Origin of the sequence: Burkholderia sp. 4M9327F10 (assembly GCF_005503145.1) — a bacterium.
GTDB lineage: Bacteria > Pseudomonadota > Gammaproteobacteria > Burkholderiales > Burkholderiaceae > Paraburkholderia.
The window spans coordinates 143900-162879 of record NZ_SCNV01000003.1 but is presented as its reverse complement, the minus strand read 5'-3'; the positions used below and the strand labels follow the sequence as shown (position 1 = coordinate 162879).

General features: G+C 61.8%; 19 protein-coding genes and 1 pseudogene. 14 read left to right on the top strand and 6 right to left on the bottom strand.

Annotated features, from left to right (window positions below):
* Positions 1-442 precede the first annotated feature (442 nt).
* A complete protein-coding gene (locus FFS45_RS04970; RefSeq protein WP_137953600.1) occupies positions 443-1012 on the top strand; it encodes a hypothetical protein in 570 nt (189 codons plus the stop codon).
* Between the two features lie 37 nt (positions 1013-1049).
* On the opposite strand, the gene FFS45_RS04965 is transcribed toward FFS45_RS04970, so the two are convergent.
* On the bottom strand, positions 1050-1325 hold the full coding sequence (locus FFS45_RS04965; protein WP_137953599.1) for a DUF1427 family protein: 276 nt from the start codon (positions 1323-1325) through the stop codon (positions 1050-1052).
* 290 nt (positions 1326-1615) lie between these two features.
* On the opposite strand from FFS45_RS04965, the gene FFS45_RS04960 reads away from it, so the two are divergent.
* Entirely contained in the window at positions 1616-2302 is a 687-nt protein-coding gene (locus FFS45_RS04960; RefSeq protein ID WP_137953598.1) for a hydrolase, read from the top strand.
* 41 nt (positions 2303-2343) lie between these two features.
* Here FFS45_RS04960 and FFS45_RS04955 read toward each other — a convergent pair whose 3' ends face one another.
* The gene (locus FFS45_RS04955) at positions 2344-3264 is read right to left on the bottom strand and encodes a LysR family transcriptional regulator (RefSeq protein WP_137953597.1); all 921 of its coding nucleotides are present in this window, start codon (positions 3262-3264) and stop codon (positions 2344-2346) included.
* A gap of 103 nt (positions 3265-3367) precedes the next feature.
* On the opposite strand from FFS45_RS04955, the gene FFS45_RS04950 reads away from it, so the two are divergent.
* The 4 genes from FFS45_RS04950 to FFS45_RS04935 all read left to right on the top strand — a co-directional run bounded on the left by FFS45_RS04950 (position 3368) and on the right by FFS45_RS04935 (position 8013).
* The gene (locus FFS45_RS04950) at positions 3368-3535 is read left to right on the top strand and encodes a DUF1427 family protein (RefSeq protein ID WP_137953596.1); all 168 of its coding nucleotides are present in this window, start codon (positions 3368-3370) and stop codon (positions 3533-3535) included.
* A gap of 19 nt (positions 3536-3554) precedes the next feature.
* On the top strand, positions 3555-5447 hold the full coding sequence (locus FFS45_RS04945) for an amidohydrolase (protein WP_137953595.1): 1893 nt from the start codon (positions 3555-3557) through the stop codon (positions 5445-5447).
* A 69-nt stretch (positions 5448-5516) separates the two neighbouring features.
* Positions 5517-6419, top strand: a complete 903-nt coding sequence (locus FFS45_RS04940) for a glyoxalase (protein WP_137953594.1) — start codon at positions 5517-5519, stop codon at positions 6417-6419.
* An 88-nt stretch (positions 6420-6507) separates the two neighbouring features.
* The gene (locus FFS45_RS04935; RefSeq protein WP_249362638.1) at positions 6508-8013 is read left to right on the top strand and encodes an alginate export family protein; all 1506 of its coding nucleotides are present in this window, start codon (positions 6508-6510) and stop codon (positions 8011-8013) included.
* A 73-nt stretch (positions 8014-8086) separates the two neighbouring features.
* Here the strand turns inward: FFS45_RS04935 and FFS45_RS42250 are convergent.
* A pseudogene (locus FFS45_RS42250) lies at positions 8087-8242 on the bottom strand (VOC family protein); the annotation flags it as partial.
* 149 nt (positions 8243-8391) lie between these two features.
* On the opposite strand from FFS45_RS42250, the gene FFS45_RS04925 reads away from it, so the two are divergent.
* The 3 genes from FFS45_RS04925 to FFS45_RS04915 all read left to right on the top strand — a co-directional run bounded on the left by FFS45_RS04925 (position 8392) and on the right by FFS45_RS04915 (position 10498).
* On the top strand, positions 8392-8763 hold the full coding sequence (locus tag FFS45_RS04925; RefSeq protein WP_137953592.1) for a hypothetical protein: 372 nt from the start codon (positions 8392-8394) through the stop codon (positions 8761-8763).
* 379 nt (positions 8764-9142) lie between these two features.
* Positions 9143-9421 (top strand): metal-sensing transcriptional repressor, encoded by a 279-nt coding sequence (locus FFS45_RS04920; RefSeq protein WP_137953591.1) that lies wholly within the window; start codon positions 9143-9145, stop codon positions 9419-9421.
* 9 nt (positions 9422-9430) lie between these two features.
* On the top strand, positions 9431-10498 hold the full coding sequence (locus tag FFS45_RS04915; RefSeq protein WP_137953590.1) for a hypothetical protein: 1068 nt from the start codon (positions 9431-9433) through the stop codon (positions 10496-10498).
* Between the two features lie 87 nt (positions 10499-10585).
* Here FFS45_RS04915 and FFS45_RS04910 read toward each other — a convergent pair whose 3' ends face one another.
* Positions 10586-11224, bottom strand: a complete 639-nt coding sequence (locus FFS45_RS04910; protein WP_137953589.1) for an XRE family transcriptional regulator — start codon at positions 11222-11224, stop codon at positions 10586-10588.
* A 105-nt stretch (positions 11225-11329) separates the two neighbouring features.
* Between FFS45_RS04910 and FFS45_RS04905 the strand changes: the two genes are divergently transcribed.
* The 4 genes from FFS45_RS04905 to FFS45_RS04890 are packed head-to-tail and all read left to right on the top strand — an operon-like array spanning position 11330 to position 15826.
* The gene (locus FFS45_RS04905) at positions 11330-12625 is read left to right on the top strand and encodes an MFS transporter (protein WP_137953588.1); all 1296 of its coding nucleotides are present in this window, start codon (positions 11330-11332) and stop codon (positions 12623-12625) included.
* 24 nt (positions 12626-12649) lie between these two features.
* A complete protein-coding gene (locus tag FFS45_RS04900) occupies positions 12650-14176 on the top strand; it encodes an amidase family protein (protein WP_137953587.1) in 1527 nt (508 codons plus the stop codon).
* 3 nt (positions 14177-14179) lie between these two features.
* Complete coding sequence (locus FFS45_RS04895) at positions 14180-14533, top strand: RidA family protein (RefSeq protein ID WP_137953586.1); 354 nt, start codon at positions 14180-14182, stop codon at positions 14531-14533.
* A 54-nt stretch (positions 14534-14587) separates the two neighbouring features.
* Complete coding sequence (locus FFS45_RS04890) at positions 14588-15826, top strand: FAD-binding oxidoreductase (RefSeq protein ID WP_137953585.1); 1239 nt, start codon at positions 14588-14590, stop codon at positions 15824-15826.
* A gap of 79 nt (positions 15827-15905) precedes the next feature.
* Here FFS45_RS04890 and FFS45_RS42880 read toward each other — a convergent pair whose 3' ends face one another.
* Both FFS45_RS42880 and FFS45_RS04880 read right to left on the bottom strand, forming a co-directional pair.
* A complete protein-coding gene (locus FFS45_RS42880; RefSeq protein ID WP_212745699.1) occupies positions 15906-16862 on the bottom strand; it encodes a GNAT family N-acetyltransferase in 957 nt (318 codons plus the stop codon).
* A 107-nt stretch (positions 16863-16969) separates the two neighbouring features.
* Positions 16970-17941 carry an SDR family NAD(P)-dependent oxidoreductase gene (locus FFS45_RS04880; RefSeq protein ID WP_137953750.1) on the bottom strand — a complete coding sequence of 324 codons (972 nt, stop codon included), beginning with the start codon at positions 17939-17941 and terminating at the stop codon, positions 16970-16972.
* 102 nt (positions 17942-18043) lie between these two features.
* On the opposite strand from FFS45_RS04880, the gene FFS45_RS04875 reads away from it, so the two are divergent.
* Complete coding sequence (locus FFS45_RS04875; RefSeq protein WP_137953584.1) at positions 18044-18979, top strand: AraC family transcriptional regulator; 936 nt, start codon at positions 18044-18046, stop codon at positions 18977-18979.
* Position 18980: the final 1 nt, after the last annotated feature.

Below are 18980 nucleotides of genomic sequence, written 5' to 3'. Positions count from 1 at the left end.
ACGGTGCCCATCACACGGTGCTGAATGCGCCTGCCTTTTGTCCGATATTTATCCGGCAGCCGTGAATATCGTGGATTAAACTATTTTTTGCTATGCGACCTTAAAGCGTAGCCGACTCACGAAGTCACAATTGCGCGGGCTTTCGTGCACTCCTTCCGCACGTGCCCACCGGCACCGGGCGAAAAATAACCGCCTGGTGAAGCGTTTCGCCATTCATTTACTTGGCCCACGCCTGAGCTTTCGCGCCTCGTACCCCGGAACAACCGGCCGCACCGACGGCCCCTCATTCGCTCATCGCTTGCTCCGCAAACAGCGGTGGCCGGATGTTCCTGTGGCCAATTTTTATTTTGCCTGTTTGAACTGAACGCCTGGTCCCGCCAGGCGATAGCTCCGCTTGCGGGCTGTGATGTTAAGCGCCTGATTCGGTAACAAGGAGATAACCATGAAGATCAAGCATTTGAGCATCTTGTCAGTCACCGCCGTTGCTCTTCTCTCGCTCAGTGGTTCCGCGCAGGCCGCCGCTGGCCTTTGCTCGAACGCAACGCTAAAAGGACCCTATGGATTTAGCGGCCACGGAGAAATTCTTGGACTGCTGGGCCCGGATAATCAGGTTCATGCGTTCGCCTCCCCGTCGATCCTCGATGACGTCGCTCTGGTGACGTTCGATGGCGCGGGCCATTTTTCACGGACCGATTACGGGGTGATCGGCGGGCTGCCGAAAGGCGGGCAGACTACATTCAATCCGGATCAGACTGGAACCTACACGGTGAACCCCGATTGCACCGGCACCATGCAGATCACATACACCGCCGGCGGTCCCGTTCCGGCCGGCGTCGAGACCGACCTGCAAATCGTCGTCGCTGACGACGGGACGCTCATCGAATCGGTTGTCTCCAAGGCGATCAGCGTATCAGGCACGACCCCGGACGGCGTAACGTGTCCACCGTATTGCCAGCAAGGAGTGCAGGAAAGATTTGAGGGCAAAAAGGTCTTGGTCTACGGCTTCCGTTAGCCGAATCCCCATCTATCGCAGTACGCAGACCGCCCCGTCACGGCGACCGCTGATCTTGCGTTGCAGCATCAGGGAGTTTGCCTCCCGGCAGCCGGCCGAACATGTGCTGGCTGCATTTCGCCTCGCGCCACGCAGCGTTGAGTTTATTCCCCTCCATCATCCGTCGCGCGAGCGGCAGGATCTGCTCGCCGGCCAGCATGCCGAGCAGGCCGAGCAGCGCAATGGTCGGCGGCGCCGGCGAATGCACACCGATCACGCCGTAGATGGTACCGGCAAGAATGCCGGCGAGCAGCGAAAGGACATACGGTTTCATGGCAGGCATCTCGGGTTGACAATGAAAATGCAGACCGGCAGCGAACAGCGTATCGTCAAAACTGTGGGAAGCGTAGCAGGTCCACATGAAAAGCAGAAGGCTAGACCACCGCTTTCTCACACCGCTTTTTGGAATCGAATCGATTCCGTTTTTTGGATGGTCGCATCGCCTGATTGTGTATTTAATTACGTCGCGTCAGATGACGGTCCGACGCAACGCATATCGAGCGCCTCCCGCTTGCGCGAACGAGGCACGCTCACCCCTGCACTCCTCAAAGGATGACACGCGCCATGAGCAATCCGAAGCTTGAAGTACTCACTCCCCAGAACAGCCAGTTGATCTTTATCGATCAGCAGCCGCAGATGGCTTTCGGTGTGCAGTCAATCGACCGGCAGACGCTGAAGAACAATGTCGTCGGGCTCGCGAAGGCCGGCAAGGCATTCAACATCCCGACCACCATTACGACGGTTGAAACAGAGAGTTTCTCGGGCTTCACCTATCCCGAGCTGCTCGACGTGTTCCCGGATTCGAAGCTGCTTGAACGCACCTCGATGAATTCATGGGACGACCAGAAGGTTCGCGACGCGCTCGCCGCGAACCGCAGAAAGAAAGTGATCGTGTCCGGCCTGTGGACGGAGGTCTGCAACACGACGTTCGCACTGTCCGCGATGCTCGAAGGCGGCTACGAGATCTACATGGTGGCCGATGCCTCGGGCGGCACGTCGAAGGACGCGCATGACTATGCGATGCAGCGCATGGTGCAGGCCGGCGCGGTTCCGGTCACGTGGCAGCAGGTTGTGCTCGAGTGGCAGCGCGACTGGGCGCACCGCGAGACCTACGACGCGGTCATGGCGCTGGTGAAGGAGCACTCGGGTGCGTACGGCATGGGTGTCGACTACGCCTACACAATGGTGCACAAGGCGCCGCAACGCACCGCGGCGCCGCACGAGGCGCTCGCAGCCGTACCGGCCAAATAGGCGCGGCGTATGCGGTCCGCCGCGCCGTACCCGATGTATGCTCAACGTTCGGAGGCAGCCCAGGGCACATGGGCAAAATGGCCCGCGAAATAGTCGAGCAGCACGGTCACGCGCGCGGCCCGCAGCATGCCGGGCGGCGTGACGAGATTGACGTTGATGTCGGCGATCTTCCAGTCGCGCATCACTTCCTCAAGCTCGCCGCGCTGCAACGCGTCCCACACCACGAACTCCGGCTGGAGAGCCAGGCCGTGCCCGGCAATCAGTGCCGGCATGATCACTTCGGCATTGTTCGTACGGATGCGGCCACGCACCTGTGCCCCGGATTCCTCGCCCGTCACGTGATGGAAGCGCCAGTACCCCGGCGTCGGCAGGTTGGTGTAGATCAGGCTCGCGTGCGCTTCGAGATCGCGCGGATGATCAGGCCGGCCGTGCCGCTCGAGGTACAAAGGCGACGCGACGAGCGGCCGGCGCACTGCGCAAAGCTTGCGCGAGCGCAGCGAAGAATCGGTCAGCTCGGCGATCCGGATCGCAACGTCGAAGCCGCCGGACACGATGTCGACGATGTGATCGGTGAGCACGAGGTCAATGTCGACCTTCGGATAACGATCGAGAAACGCGGGCAGCAACGGCGACAGATGCTGCAGGCCGAACGACATGGGCGCATTCACGCGCACCAGTCCGTGCGGCTCGAGCGCCTGCGCAGACGCTTCGCTCTCGATCAGTTCGGCATCGGCGAGCAGGCGGATCGCGCGGTCGCGCAGCAGTTCGCCCGTCGGCGTGAGCGAAAGCTTGCGCGAGGTCCGGTACAGTAGCATCGCGCCGAGCCGCTGTTCAAGACGGGCAATCGCTTTCGAAACCGTCGGTTGGGATACACCGAGCAGTTCGGCGGCTTTCGCGAACGAGCCAGCCTCGGCGACGCGCGCAAACGTGGCCCAGGCTTCGAGATCGGGAAGGGTTGACATGGTCGGAATGAAGTAGTCCAAATGGATGCGGAAAGAACGGCAAGCGCGATGTGCCGCGCGTAAACGGTGACGGGCATTCCAGTCCCGTCCGGAGACGGATCGCATGGAATCTTATCTACTTTCGTTGGGCGCCGGCGTACTGATCGGCGTTGTGTACAGCGCGATCAGGGTGCGCTCGCCTGCCCCGCCCCTGATCGCCCTCGTTGGCCTGCTCGGCATGTTGATCGGCGCGCAGGCCATTCCCTCCATCAAGCAATGGTTCGGCTTCTAGCCGTCATGAGGATACGCGCATGAACGACATTGATACTCTACCCGACCTGATTCTGCATAACGGACGCTTCACCACACTCGACCGTTCGAACCCGATCGCGAGCGCCGTGGCAATCGCCGGCGGCCGCTTCCTGGCCGTCGGCAGCGACGCCGACGTGATGCCGCTCGCCGGCCGCACGACGCAAGTCGTCGATCTGCAGGGCAAGCCCGTGCTGCCAGGCCTGATCGACAACCACTGCCACCTTATCCGCGGCGGTCTGAACTACAACATGGAACTGCGCTGGGACGGCGTACGCTCGCTCGCCGTCGCGATGGAAATGCTGAAGCGGCAGGTAGCGATCACGCCCGCGCCGCAATGGGTACGCGTGGTCGGCGGCTTCACCGAGCATCAGTTTGCGGAAAAGCGGCTGCCGACGATCGACGAACTCAACGCAGCGGCGCCCGATACGCCAGTCTTCATCCTGCATCTGTACGACCGTGCGCTGCTGAATGCGGCCGCGTTGCGCGTCGTCGGCTACACAAAGGATACGCCCGAGCCGCCCGGCGGCACGATTCTACGCGACCGTGCGGGCCATCCGACGGGCCTGCTGCTGGCGAATCCGAACGCGACGATCCTGTACGCGACGCTCGCCAAGGGACCGAAGCTGCCGCCCGAGTATCAGTACAACTCGACGCGTCACTTCATGCGCGAACTCAACCGCCTCGGCGTGACGGGTGTGATCGACGCTGGTGGCGGTTCGCAGAATTATCCTGACGATTACGAGGTTGTCCGCAAGCTGCACGAAGCGGGCGAGATGACGGTGCGCGTTGCATACAACCTGTTCACGCAGAAGCCGAAGGGCGAGAAGGAGGACTTCGTGAACTGGACGCGCAGCGTCAAGTACCACGACGGTACCGACTATTTCCGCCAGAACGGTGCAGGCGAAATGCTGGTCTACTCGGCGGCGGATTTCGAGGACTTCCGCGTCGCGCGTCCGGACATGCCGCCGCAGATGGAAGGTGAACTCGAAAGCGTCGTGCGCGTGCTCGCGCAAAACCGCTGGCCGTGGCGCCTGCATGCAACCTACGATGAAACGATCAGCCGCGCGCTCGACGTGTTCGAGCGCGTCGACAAGGACATTCCGCTCGCCGGCCTCAACTGGTTCTTCGATCACGCGGAAACGATCTCCGAGCGTTCGATGGACCGCATCGCGGCGCTCGGCGGCGGCGTCGCCGTGCAGCACCGGATGGCCTATCAGGGCGAGTACTTCATCGAGCGTTACGGTGCGAAGGCGGCCGAAGCCACGCCGCCGGTCGCGAAGATGCTCGAAAAGGGCCTCAAGGTATCGGCCGGCACGGACGCAACGCGCGTCGCCTCGTACAACCCATGGGTATCGCTCGCGTGGCTGGTGGCGGGGAGAACGGTCGGGGGCCTGCGCCTGTATCCGCAGCGCAATCTGCTGGACCGCGACACCGCGCTGCGCATGTGGACCGAGTACGTCACGTGGTTCTCAAACGAGGAAGGCAGGAAGGGGCGCATCGAGGTCGGGCAGCTCGCCGACCTGGTGGTCCCGGACCGCGACTTCTTTGCGTGTGCCGAGGACGATATCGCCGACACGACCGCGTTGCTCACGGTGGTCGGCGGCAAGATCGTCTGGGGCGCGGGGCCGTTTGCGAGCTACGACACACCGGTGCCGCCCGCGATGCCGGACTGGTCGCCGGTGCGCGAGTATGGCGGCTATGGGGGCTGGGGCGCGACGCGGCAAGAAGGCGCACCGTTGCAACGTGCAGCGGCGGCAGCCGCGGCATGCGGCTGCGCGAACGCATGCGACGTACACGGACATGGGCATGCGAGCACATGGGGCCGCGCGTTGCCGACCTCGGATGCACAGGGCTTCTGGGGTGCACTCGGCTGTTCCTGCTGGGCCATCTGAAAGCACGCGGCCGGCAGCGGCCGCGTGTGAGCGACACGAACTTAACTAAAACCACAAGGAAAACTTGCCATGAAAGCCCTTCGCTCGATACTGCTCGCCGCGACTATCGCGGGTAGCGTTGCCGTTCCACTGACGTCGTTCGCGAAGCTGCCCGCGACGGCCTCCCTCGCCGTCGGTCCGCAGTACGACACAACCCACGTGTACGTTGCGCCGGAAGATTTCGATCGCTTCACCGACAGCTTCGCCGCAACGTTCGGCGGCAGCAAATCGCAACAGGGTGTGTTCCAGGTCACGCCGACACCGAGCCAGACGATGTCGCAACTCGTGTTCACGCCCGCTGGCACGATCTCGGTGTTCGGCTTCAAGACGCCCGTGCCCTATCCGTTCGGCGCGGAACGCACGGGCTACCTCGTCACCGACATGGACGCGGCAATCAAGGCCGCGCGGGCACACGGCGCGGACGTGATCGTCGAGACATTCCCGGACCCGATCGGGCGCGATGCGATCATCACATGGCCGGGCGGCGTGAACATGCAGCTCTACTGGCATACCAAGGCGCCGCACTACGACTCACTGCAGACCGTGCCCGAGAATCGCGTGTACGTGTCGCCGGAAAGCGTCGACAAGCTGGTCCGCGACTACGTCGCGTTCTCGCACGGCAAAGTCGTGTCCGACGTGCACGACGCGCCGGGCATCGAGATCGGCCGGCCAAACGATACATATCGCCGGGTACGTATCGAGTCGGGGTTCGGCAAGATGACGGTGCTCGCAACGGACGGCCACCTGCCCTACCCGTTCGGGCGCGAGATGACCGGCTATGAAGTGGCGAATCTCGAAGAGACGCTAGACAAAGCGAAGACGGCCGGCGTGACCGTTCTCGTGCCGCCGTTCACGTCGGACGGCCGCGCAGCGGCAATCGTCCAGTTCCCGGGCGGCTATGTCGCGGAGATTCACGCGAACGCAGCACAATGAAGTGCGAGGACACGCGCATCGCACCCGGCTTGCACGGCATCGGTTTTGGGACATTGCTCTTGAGCGCTAGCGCGTAATGCTGTCTGCCATGAGACTCCGCCCGCGGACCCGCAAGGCCGCGGGCGTCCCGGTCGTCACGGCCGTATTGCTGACGCTCGCGAGCACCGTGTTTGCTGCACCTGACCCAGAACCCGCGAGTGATACCGGCGGGGCCGCCGGTGCGACGCCTGCCGCGGCTGGTGGTGCAACCACGGACGACGGCGCCGAACCGGCCGCATGCAGCGTGAAGCGCCCCACCGTGATGTTCAATCGCTGGCAGGAAGACTGGTCGGTACTGGCCTACCCATGCGTGCCGCATGCACCGCTCGACGGTTTGAAGTACGTTCCGCTGGGTGACAATCCGAAGTCGTGGCTGTCGCTCGGCGCGAACCTGCGCGAGCGTATCGAATCCAGTAACGCGCCGCTGTTCGGCATCGGTTCTGCGCAGTCCAACACGTACCTGATTCAGCGCGCTGAGGTCGACGCGGACGCGCATCTCGCCGAGCATTGGCAGTTTTTCGTGCAGATCGAGGATGCACGCGCGTACAGCAAGAACGTCGTCACGCCCGTCGACAAGAATCCACTCGACCTCGAACAGGCGTTCGTCGCTTACGTGCAGGCACTTGGTGACGGCACGCTGAAGTTGCGCGTCGGCCGTCAGGAGATGGCGTTCGACCTGCAGCGTTTCATCGCGGTGCGCGACGGCCCGAACGTCCGTCAGGCGTTTGACGCAGTCTGGGCCGATTACGAATACCATCAATGGCGCTTCATCGGCTACGCGACGCAGCCCGTGCAGAACCGCAGCGTGTCCGCGTTCGACGATGTCTCGAACCGCGATCTCACGTTCAGCGGCGTGCGCTTCGAACGCAAGTCGGTAGGACCGGGCGACCTGTCAGGCTACTGGTCACGCTACAACCGCACGAACGCGCACTTTCTCGACGCCAGCGGCACCGAGCATCGCGACGTCTGGGATCTGCGCTACAGCGGCGTGCAGCAACACTTCGACTGGGATGTCGAATCGATGCTGCAGACGGGTACGGTCGGCAACGATACGATCGGCGCGTGGGCCGTCGGCTCGATTGCGGGTTACCGGTTCGCCATGCCGTGGTCGCCGCGCATCGCGCTGCAGCTCGACGCGGCATCGGGCGACAGGAATCCGCACGATGGCCGGGTCGGCACCTTCAATCCGCTGTTTCCGAACGGCTACTACTTCACGCTCGCCGGCTACACCGGCTATTCGAATCTGATTCACCTCAAACCGTCGATTACGCTGGCGCCTACGACGAACCTTGTGCTGCTCGGCGCGCTCGGTCTTCAGTGGCGCGAGACGACCGGCGATGCCGTCTATCAGCAAGGCAGCCAGGCCGTGCCGGGCACCGCTGGCAAGGGCAACCTGTGGACCGGGATGTATGTGCAGTTGCGCGCGGACTGGACGATCGCAGCGAACCTGATCGGCTCGGTCGAAGCTGTGCACTTCCAGGTTGGAAACTCGATCCAGCAAGCGGGTGGCCACAATGCCGACTATGCTGGCGTCGAACTCAAGTATGGCTGGTAGGGATGCCGATATGGCGCGCTCAACGTTCGGCATGAGAGGCGGCCTGGCCTCTCATGTCCGCCCAATTGAATACTTAGGCTTCGGGTTGGTGGCAAACCGCTTCGATGTTGTGCCCGTCCGGACCAATCACAAACGCCGCATAGTAGTTCGCGTGGTAGCGCGGGCGCAGACCAGGCGCACCATTGTCTTTGCCGCCCGCCTCCAGAGCCCCGCGATAGAAAGCTTCGACGAACGACGGGGCCGCAATTCGACACCGTTCGTATACATCCTTTATCAGGAAACTCGCACTCTTTACAAAGGATTTAGGTTAAGGCCGATATGATCGCTCCGCCTGACGAAGCTGGGCTTTAGTCAGGCGTTATTGTCAGGAGCGAAATCATGTTTGAAATCGGAAAAGAATATTCCCGGGAAGATATTCATAGTGTGACAGGTGGATGCAAGCAGGCTTTCCTGCCCATAAAAGGTGGCAAGGTAGTCGCCGCGCGATTGCGTCAGGATCTTAATCCTTACGCCCCGGACGTCATTGTTTGCGACAGTAGCGCGGCGGCACGCGCGGCTGGGCGAACGCTTGCGCGTCAAGTCGACCCTATACCTGTTTTTGTGCGCACCGCATCCGATCGATTTCGCTATATGGGTGAGTACGTCACGGATGAATCGCTTACCGCACCGCTCGACTACGAAAAGTACATCAAGAACAGTGGCTTTACACTAGGCCAGATCTCTCGCGTACTGAAGATGAAGCGTCGGTAACTCAACACGCTTCCTGCGCTGAGCCATTCGTGTCCGGTCGATCGCTGCTGCTGGCGCCGACCGGACACTTCAGGCAATAAGTCTATCCGGTACCGGCTATAGCCTTCCAGAGAGAGCCCTGGCCCCCCCGCGCGGCACCATAGCCAGCGCGAAAGTCATTCGACGATACCCAGCCCGTTGCAACCGTTTCCTGCTGAAGGAGCGGCAGTACCACGCGGCCGCCACTTCAAACGACCTTTTGCCAGTTTCGACTCAAGGCGTTCGTCCCGCTCACGATCCGAAAGAACTTCAACGCCTGCGCATCCCCCCATAGGGGATAGATACCACCAGGCCTTATATGCCTTGTTGACATTACCTATCCCCCTGGATAGGATACGCCATGGACAAAAAAACTCTCCACAAATCGCATCCCGACATCGTGCTTCGCCTGAAGCGTGCCGAGGGCCATCTGCGTAGCACGATCGCCATGATCGAGGCGGGTCGGAATTGTGTCGAAGTCGCGCAACAGCTTCACGCAATCGAGAAGGCCGTCACTAACGCCAAGAAGGCACTTATTCACGACCATGTGGACCACTGTCTTGATGCGCAGTCCGGCTCCGACGCCGCGGCTGCCAAAGCGGCACTCGCGGAATTCAAGGCAATCAGCAAGTATCTTTAGGATCTTCCGATGGGTTTTCTTTCTTTCCAGCAGCTAGAGACAGGCTCGGCTGCTCTGTTGGTCGGCGCCGTCCTGGTCGTCGGTGTCTTGCATACCATCGTTCCAGACCATTGGGTTCCCATCACGCTCATTGCGCGCCAGCGAGAATGGACCAAGGGGCAAACCGCACGCGCTGCACTCCAGGCCGGGACGGGGCACGTCATCACGACCCTTATCCTTGCCGCCATCGTATGGCTCGCGGGTGTCGCTGTCGCAGCGAAGTTCGGTCACTGGGTCGATACGATTTCGAGCATCGCGCTCGTTGCCTTTGGGCTATGGATTGCGATTTCCTCATGGTATGAACTGCGCTCGGGCGATGGGTACGGACATAGCCACGGTCCTCACGGACATACTCACGATTTTTCGCATCTCGCTGGAGCCAACAACTCTGCCGATTCTATTCATGGCCCCGAGTTGCAGCGAATGTACGGGGAACACGGCGTTCTCGAACTGTCCATCTACGAGTTCGGGCAGCCACCGCGTTTCCGACTTACCGCGACGCGGCCACAGACGGTCGAGACCTTGACGGTCGAAACCCTCCGGGAAGACGGTAGCCGCCTGACCTTTCCATTCCAACGACGCGGTGCATACTGGGAATCGCTGGACGACATCCCTGAACCGCACGGATTTGACGTCAATGTCACTGTCGGCCACGAAGGTCACACACACTCATATCAAACCGCTTTTGCTGAACATGAGCATCATCACGGTGACCATGACCATCACGAGCACAACGACCAAACGACTGTAAAGAAAACCTCGTCGCGAACCGCGTTACTGTTGATTCTGGGTTCTTCGCCAATGGTGGAAGGCATCCCGGCATTCTTCGCGGCTGGGAAGTACGGGTTGAGCCTTATCCTGGTCATGGCGCTCGTCTTTGCGGCGAGCACTATCCTGACCTATGTTCTGCTCTGCGTCTATTCGGCAGCCAGCCTGCAGCGCGTGAAGTTTGGTGCTCTCGAACGTTACGGCGAGGTTCTTAGCGGCGCTTTCATCGCTGCGGTCGGCCTGACTTTCTGGGTCTTTCCAATTTTGTAAAAGACGGACTTTCGGTCCGGGCGGTCAAAGGCTGCCCAAGGCGATGCGCTCACCAGAGAACGTCTTCATCCTTGCAGGCCCGTCGTACTAAATTGCTCCGTTTGGCCGTTCGTTGTCCGTATCAACGCAGCAGACCAGTACTTCCGCGTCGGCGTCGCCCACACTGATGTACACGTGGCCGACCGAACTGTCGAAGTAGAGGCTATCACCAGGGCTCAGTTTGAACACCTTGCCGTTCTCGAAGCGCAGTTCCAGCACGCCAGCAAGCAGAAAGACGAACTCTTCACCCGCATGACGGATGTAATCGGGAAAGTCTGCCAATGCACGCGCGCGCACGTGCGCGCGCATTGGCACCATGCGCTTACCCGTGAGGTCGTTCGCCAACATGCCGTACTCGTAGTTGGGCGTGTCGTAAATCATCTGCTTGCCGGAAGCCGTGAACGAGGGTTTCATTGGACTCACGGATGCACGCTTCGGCCGTCCAAAGACCGCATCCAGGTCAAGTTTCAGCGTGTGTGCGAGCGCTGCAAACTTGTCGTAGGTCAACGCAATATCGCCGCGCTCCCCCTTCGAGATGGTCGACACCGCAATGCCGGATTGCTCGGACAATTGCGCCAGCGTCAGCCCGCGCGCCTTGCGGGCGCTGCGAAGGCGCGCGCCGACAACCCGGTGATCGATCTGCGGCGGCATGGCGGCTAAAGAGTCGGCAGCGACTGTTTTTGGCATGGGGTTGAATCCAGACACGAGCTAGAGCGGGTTTTTTCGTATACGAGAATTTATTTTTTCTCGTATATGATAACTCACGTCAATCCACCCATCTGGGGAGCGCATGTGTCAACCCTCGCACTAGACAAGGCAAGCCTTTCCAGACGGCAGGTGATCGTCGCGACGACCCTCGGGACCGCGCTCGAATTCTACGATTTCACCATTTACAGCTTTTTCGCAATCCAGATTGGCCAGCTATTTTTTCCGGGCGCGTCGCCGGTCAATCAGTTCCTGCTGTCGATCGGCGTATTCGGCGTCGGCTTCGTCGTGCGGCCGCTCGGCGGAATCGTGATCGGTGCATACGCGGATCGTGCCGGCCGCAAGAAAGCGATGGTGCTCACGATCATGCTGATGGCGCTCAGTTGCGCGCTGATCGCCGGCGCGCCAACCTACGCGGTGGCGGGAATCGCGGCGCCGTTCATCGTACTTGCCGCGCGGCTGATCCAGGGTTTCGCCGCGGGCGGCGAATTTGGTCCGGGCACGACACTGCTCGTCGAATACGCGACCGATAACACACGCGCCTACTTTGCCAGCTGGAATTTCGCCGCAACCGCGCTCGGGCTGGCGCTCGGCGCCTTCGTCGCGACACTCGTGAATGTCTCGTTGCCGAAGGAAGCCGTGCTCGAATGGGGCTGGCGCTTGCCGTTCCTGCTTGGCATCGTTGCCGCGCCGGTCGGCATGCTGATCCGCCGGCGCCTGGAAGAAACGCTGACTCACAAGCGCGAGCTTTCATCTGAGAAGAGGCCGGCCAGCGGCGCGCTCAAGGCTGCCCTCACTACCCATCTGAAGCTCACGATCCTCGGCACCTTTGCGGAATTGGGCGGCTCGGTGTCGGTGTACATCACCGCGTTCTTTTTGCCGAGCCACGCGGTGCGCACGCTGCATCTCTCGCCAACGGCGGCGGTCGTCTCGGGGATTGTCAGTTCGCTGACGCTTTTTGCCGCCGCGCCACTCGCCGGCCGCCTCGCGGACCGCGTAAGCCGCAAGCACGTGCTCGTGACATCGCGGATCGTCCTGCTGCTGTCGGTCTATCCGGCCTTTGCGCTGCTCGGCGCTTACCCTTCGATGCTGACGCTTTGCCTGGTCTCTGCATTTCTCGCAATCTTCGTCGCCGGACAGATTGTGCCGGTGCTCGTGATGATCCCCGAACTCTTTCCGAGGGAGGTGCGCGCGACCGGCATTGCGTTGACCTACGTCGTAAGCGCGTCTTTTTTCGGCGGCTTCTCACCTTTCATCGCGAGCTGGATCGTCGCGCAAACCGGCAATCCGCTCGCGCCCGCATGGTACGTGGCGGCGGCCTGCGCGGTGTCGCTCGTGCCGGTGATCTGGCTGCGCGACCGAACCGGCCAAGCGCTCGATTAAACCTTGCCAGGAGAACATCCAGTCATGAACGAACCCACCGATCTGGTCAGCCATAGTGCCGTCGAATTACGCCGCATGATCGGGGCGAAGGAGATCTCGCCGGTAGAACTGCTCGACGCCTGTATCGCACGCATCGAGGCCATCAACCCGGCCGTGAACGCCGTGACGGCCACCTGTTTCGACGCGGCGCGCAAAGCCGCGAAGGACGCGGAGCGCGCTGTATTGAACGGCGAGCCACTTGGCCTGCTGCACGGCCTGCCGCTCGGTGTGAAGGATCTTGAGGATACGGCGGGTCTTCTCACCACCTACGGCTCACCGATGTCGCGCGGCAATGTGCCTTCGCGCGATGTCGTGCTGGTCGAGCGCCTGCGCGCGGCCGGCGCGATCCTTGTGGCAAAGACCAACGTGCCGGAACTCGGCGCGGGCGCCAACACGCGCAACCCGGTGTGGGGCGCGACCGGCAATCCGTTTAATCCGGAACTGAACGCGGGCGGCTCGTCAGGCGGATCTGCGGCCGCGCTCGCCTGCGACATGCTGCCGGTCTGCACCGGCTCGGACACCGGCGGCTCGCTGCGCATTCCGGCATCGAAATGCGCTGTGGTCGGCTTCCGGCCTTCCGCGGGACTCGTGCCCAATTCGCGGCGCCTGCTCGGCTGGGCGCCAATCTCGGTCGTCGGGCCGATGGGCCGCACCGTCGCCGAAGCCGCGTTGCAACTGGCTGCAACCGCCGGACTCTCGACGGCCGATCCGCTCAGCTACGAAGTCGATCCGCTTTCGTTTGCGATGCCCGCGCCGCTGGACCTGTCGTCACTGCGCGTGGGCTACACCGAGGACTTCGGCAGTTGCGATGTCGACGACGCGATCCGCGCCACGTTCCGCTCGCGCATCGCGGCAATCGCCCCGATGGTCCACACGTGCGAGGCGGTGAGTTTCGATCTCGGCGACGTGCATCGCTGCTTCGATGTGATTCGCGCGGAGAGCTTCGTCGCCGGACTGCGCGATGCGTATGAGCGCGACCCGAGCATGCTCGGACCCAACACTCGCGCGAACTACGAGATGGGCGCGAAGATGACGCTCGCGGACAGCGCGTGGGCGCAAACGGAACAGACGCGTATTTTCAGGCGTTTTCAGGCCGCATTCGAACGCTACGACGTGATTCTCTCGCCGACCACGCCCGTCTCGCCGTTCCCATGGCAGGAACTGTACGCGGCGCAGATCAACGGACGTGCTCAGGAAAACTATTACCGCTGGCTCGCCCTCACCTATGTCGTCACACTGACAACACACCCCGCGCTCACGTTACCCTGCGGCGTCGATCAGGCCGGCATGCCGTTCGGCTTGCAGATTGTCGGTCCGTTTCATGGCGACCGCAGGACGCTCTCGGTAGCGCACGCGTTTGAAAGGGCGTTCGATGCCGTGCCCGCACTGCGCCGCCCGCGTCCCGATCTTACGAAGCTCACGCAGCCGACGCCATCGCTCAGGTCGATTGTCACTGCGCCCCCCATCCTTGACTCCACCGGTGAAATTGGTGCCGGTATTTCGACGGTTTAAATCATGTCCAGTGAAATCAAACGCCTCCAAACCAATGCCCGCATGAGCCAGGTCGTGATCGCCAACGGCATCGTGCACCTGGCGGGACAGGTTCCCGACACGGCCGGCGCGTCGATCACCGTGCAGGCAACGGAAATCCTCACGCGTATCGACACGCTGCTCGCATCGGCCGGCGTCGACAAGACGCGCCTCATCACGGCCAATATCTGGCTAAGCGACCCGAAACACTTCGACGAATTCAACGCTGTGTGGGACGCATGGGTGCCGGCAGGCGCCGCACCGACCCGTGCATGCGTGCAGGCGTTGCTGATGAAGCCCGGCCTCGATGTCGAAGTGGCCGTGACAGCGCTATCGTGAGCGCGGAAATCATCCGGCGCATATCGTGACCAGCGCGGTCAGAGGCAAGCAAATATGGCAAACAGATTCGATACCGTCGTGCTCGGTGGCGGCATTGTGGGCGTGTCGATCGCCGTGCATCTGCAGCAGCGCGGTCAGTCGGTTGCGCTCGTCGACCGCAAGCGCCCGGGCAACGAAACATCGCTCGGCAATGCAGGGCTGATCCAGCGCGAGGGCGTCTATCCCTACGCGTTTCCGCGTGGGCTTGCCACATTGATGCGATACGCGCGCAACCGCTCGCTTGATGTGCGCTATCACCCACGGGCGATGCCTACGTTCGCGCCATTTCTCTACCGCTACTGGCATCACTCGCATCCCGCGCGTCACGCAGCCATTGCGCGTTCATATGCGACGCTGATCGAACATTGCGTAAGCGAGCATCGCACGCTAGCCGCAGCCGCCGGTGCGAGCGCATTGATCCGCCGGTCGGGCTGGATGAAGGTGTTTCGCAGCGCCGCGACGCAGGACGAGGAAACGCGCACGGCGCAGCGCTGGAACGATGAATTTGGCGTCGCGTTCGAGTCGCTCGACGCCGCGCAATTGCGGCAGATCGAGCCGGGGCTTCGAGGATCGTTGCTGGGCGCCTTGCACTATACGGCCTCCGATTCGGTTAGCGACCCTAATGCTCTCGTTACCGCGTATGCGCGTCATTTCGAGCAGCTCGGCGGACAGTTTCTGATCGGCGATGCAGAGACGCTCGAACCAGGCTGGAAAGTCAGCACGGAACGAGGCTTGATCGATGCGCACTCCGCCGTGGTCGCAATGGGCCCGTGGTCCGACGTGGTCAGCACGAAGCTCGGTTACCGGTTGCCGCTCGCGGTCAAGCGCGGCTATCACATGCACTACGCGGCCGACGGCGATACGCGCCTCAATCATCCGGTGCTCGATGTCGAGAACGGTTATCTGATTACGCCGATGGCGCGCGGCATCCGGCTCACGACCGGTGTCGAGCTGGGGCATCGGGACTCGCCCAGGACGCCGCATCAGCTTGCAGCCGTCGAACCGATTGCACGCGAGCTTTTCCCGCTCGGCGCGCGTGTTGATGACGAGCCGTGGCTGGGCCGCCGTCCGTGCACGCCCGACATGATGCCGATCATTGGCCCGGCAAAGCGGCATAAGGACCTGTGGTTCGCGTTCGGCCACGCTCATCATGGCCTGACGCTCGGGCCGATAACGGGGCGCATGGTTGCGGAGATGATGACGGGCTCGGAGGTCATTGTCGATCCGTCGCCGTTTCGCGTCGACCGGTTCTAGTGGAGGCTGCCACCGGCCTGCCTGAAGGCTGGTGGCTAACGCATTTTGAGCCGGCAACGAAGGGGATATAGGACGGGTCTCAGCCTGCGATATGTTTCTGCATGAACACACTCAGCGGGTCGTTCGCGTAATGGCCAAACGGTCCCCGGCGCTCGTAGCCGGCTGAGGCATACAAAGCCAGCGCCTCATGTTGGTACGGCCCGGTTTCGAGCTTGAGCAACTGACAGCCCGAACCTATGGCCCGAGACTCGAGCAGCGCCAGGAGTTTCCTTGCGACGCCTTGCCCTCGACCGGAAGGACTGACATACATGCGTTTGAGTTCGCCAAATTCAGGGCCGAGGACTATCCCCCCACAGCCGATTGCCCTGCCCGTACCATCCCTCGCAACGGCAAACAGCACATTGGCTCGTTCCAACGACGCGAGGTCAAGGCTGTGCCTGCTCTCTGGCGGGTACAGCGTGTCCTGATAGGCGTCCAGCTCAGCAATGAGGGCGATCACGTCAGGTTGATCGGGAGATTCGAAGTCGATAGCCACGGCTGAAGACGCACATCGGTCGAACCGGTACAGCGTCGCATTGCACTCGTCTATGCGCAGCGAGTGGACGGCATATTTTCCGCCGGACACAAGTGGGACAGCCTTTGCCCAGAATGCAGCGGCTCCCAGGTTTTCCTTGACATGCCATATTTGCCAACGGCCGGGGAATTTGCCCAGCAAATCGGACACGACCTGCGTTCCCACGCCTAGACCGCGATAACGCCGCGCTACGAAAAAGTAGCCGATATTGTGCTGTGCCCCTTCGACATGAACCTCGTCGTCGACGATCACGAAGCCGGCAATTTGATCGTCCACGAGAATGAGAAGTGGAATCGTCTTTGGACTCGAAAGATACTCAAGCTTCGGACGGATAGCGAAGAATCCGTCTTCTGCAAACGAAAGCGGTATCCACTCGCTGAAGTCATAGTTGTAGAACTGCATCAGGTTCACGATGAGCGGGTGATCCGATGTCTCAGCCTGCTTCAATTCGATTTTTGGCATGTGAAAACTCGATACGGACTGCGTGTGAGCTGCTCAAAGGAGGCAGCAGCGCAGATTGTCGACGATTCATCCTCCAATGTCGAATGTCCGAAATTGGCTGCACACCGTCAGCTAAACCGTTCACCGACCATCTCTTCACTCTTTGTCCAGAGCGCCTGAGCGTTCTCCGGATTCACCGCGTACGCCGCGACGCCGGGACTCATCGGATCAGGACTCCCTTGAACGATCTTCGATACCTGGCAGTCCTCGCAGTAGCGGCCGCCGATTTCCTCGCTCCCGGCAACGAAAGCAGCCCACACGGAGGTCGCCGCCCCTTGGGGGATTGTCTTGAACCGGAAAGGCGGTCGCCCTTCAGCGGCCAACTGGGCATTCATATGTTCCAGGAAATTGTCGAGCTCATCAGCTTGCATATGACGGTCGAGTTCGGTCCTGATCACACCCGGATGCACCGCGGCCGCCCGAACGCCGCGTGCCCGATGCCGGCGATCAAACTCCACGGCGAACAGGATATTGGCAGTCTTCGAGCGGCCATACGCGATCCGCGGATCGTACGGCGTGCGCTCGAAATTGGGATCATCGAGGTCGACATCCGCGTTGCGGTGGCCTGTGGATGCCAGAACCACCAGGCGTCCACCCGGCGCAATCAGCGATGCTATGCGATTCACAAAAGCGAAATGTCCGAGATGATTGCTGCCGAACTGCGTCTCGAAACCATCGACGGTATGCCCGAACGGCGTCCGCATCACACCGGCATTGGCGATAACGACATCGAAGGACTGCCCCTCGGCGAGCAGCGCATCAGCACAAGCGCGCACGCTCGCAAGCGAGGCGAGATCCAACTGGACCAGCGCGAGTCCGCCGCCGTTCGCGGCCTGCGCCTGGATCCCGGCAGTCGCCCGCTCTGCCTTGGCGAGATCGCGTGCGGTACCGACAACCTGCGCTCCGTGCGCGGCCAGGGCGCGAGCCGTCTCTACCCCGAGGCCTGCCGATACGCCCGTGACAAGCACGCGCTTGCCGCCGAGATCCACGTTCAAAAGCACATCATCCGTAGTGGACGTCGTCCCGAATCGTTCTGTCATTGCAACTCCTTCACTAATTGGCTGGTTGTGCGCCAGCATAGCGAGCCTGATTCAGACGTAGAATGCCTAGAAATCTCTAATACATGTGCAATAGTCTGACCCATGAATCCCGAACCCCTCTCCGACATGCTCCAGTTACTGGGTGCCGAATCCGTCCTGGCCGGAGTGCTGATAGCCGGCGGCGCCTGGTCGATCGGTTATCCCCCGCCGGATCGAATCAAGTTCTGGGGTGTCGTGAAGGGACGCTGCTGGCTGCGAATGGACGATGACGGCACCGTCATTCCGCTTCAGGCCGGCGACGTGCTGCTGATATTGCGATCGGCGCCCATGACATTGGCGACTGATTTCGCTGCTGCGAGCGTCAGCATCGACGAGCTACTCTCCCGGGCAAAAGGCGAAGTCTGCAGGATCGGCGACGGCGACGACTTCATGTTGCTCGGCGGCACGGTCATGCTGGATTCGCGCGGCCGCTCGCTGCTGTTCGACGCATTGCCCCCAACGATCCACGTCAACGGCGGCGCAGCACAGGGCGAGCCGCTGCGCTGGATTCTCGATCAACTGATGAGGGAGGGAGTCAATCGTCTACCTGGCGCCGGCGCCGCGTCGACCCAGCTCGTCCAGCTCATGTTTATCCATATCCTCCGCGCCCATTTGCAGCAACAGGGTTCGATAGCCCCGGGCTGGCTGCGCCTCGCCGGCGACCGGCGTTTTGCGTCGGTGCTCGCCTTGATGCACGAACAGCCGGGCAAGGACTGGAGTCTTCTCGAACTGGCGAAGGCCGCGGGCATGTCGCGCGCGACCTTCGCGCTTCATTTCAAGGCGGCCGCCGGCGTTGGCCCATTCGGCTATCTGACCGAGTGGCGCATGCGCCTGGCAGAGCGCGCCCTTTGCCAGGACGATGTGTCGATCGCGAGGCTTGCGGAATCGCTCGGCTACGCGAGCGAGAGCGCCTTCAGCCATGCGTTCAAGCGCGTCACCGGTCGCGCACCCAAATGGGTTCGCCGCAAGAAGGACGCTGCTGAAAGCATGTCAAACTGAT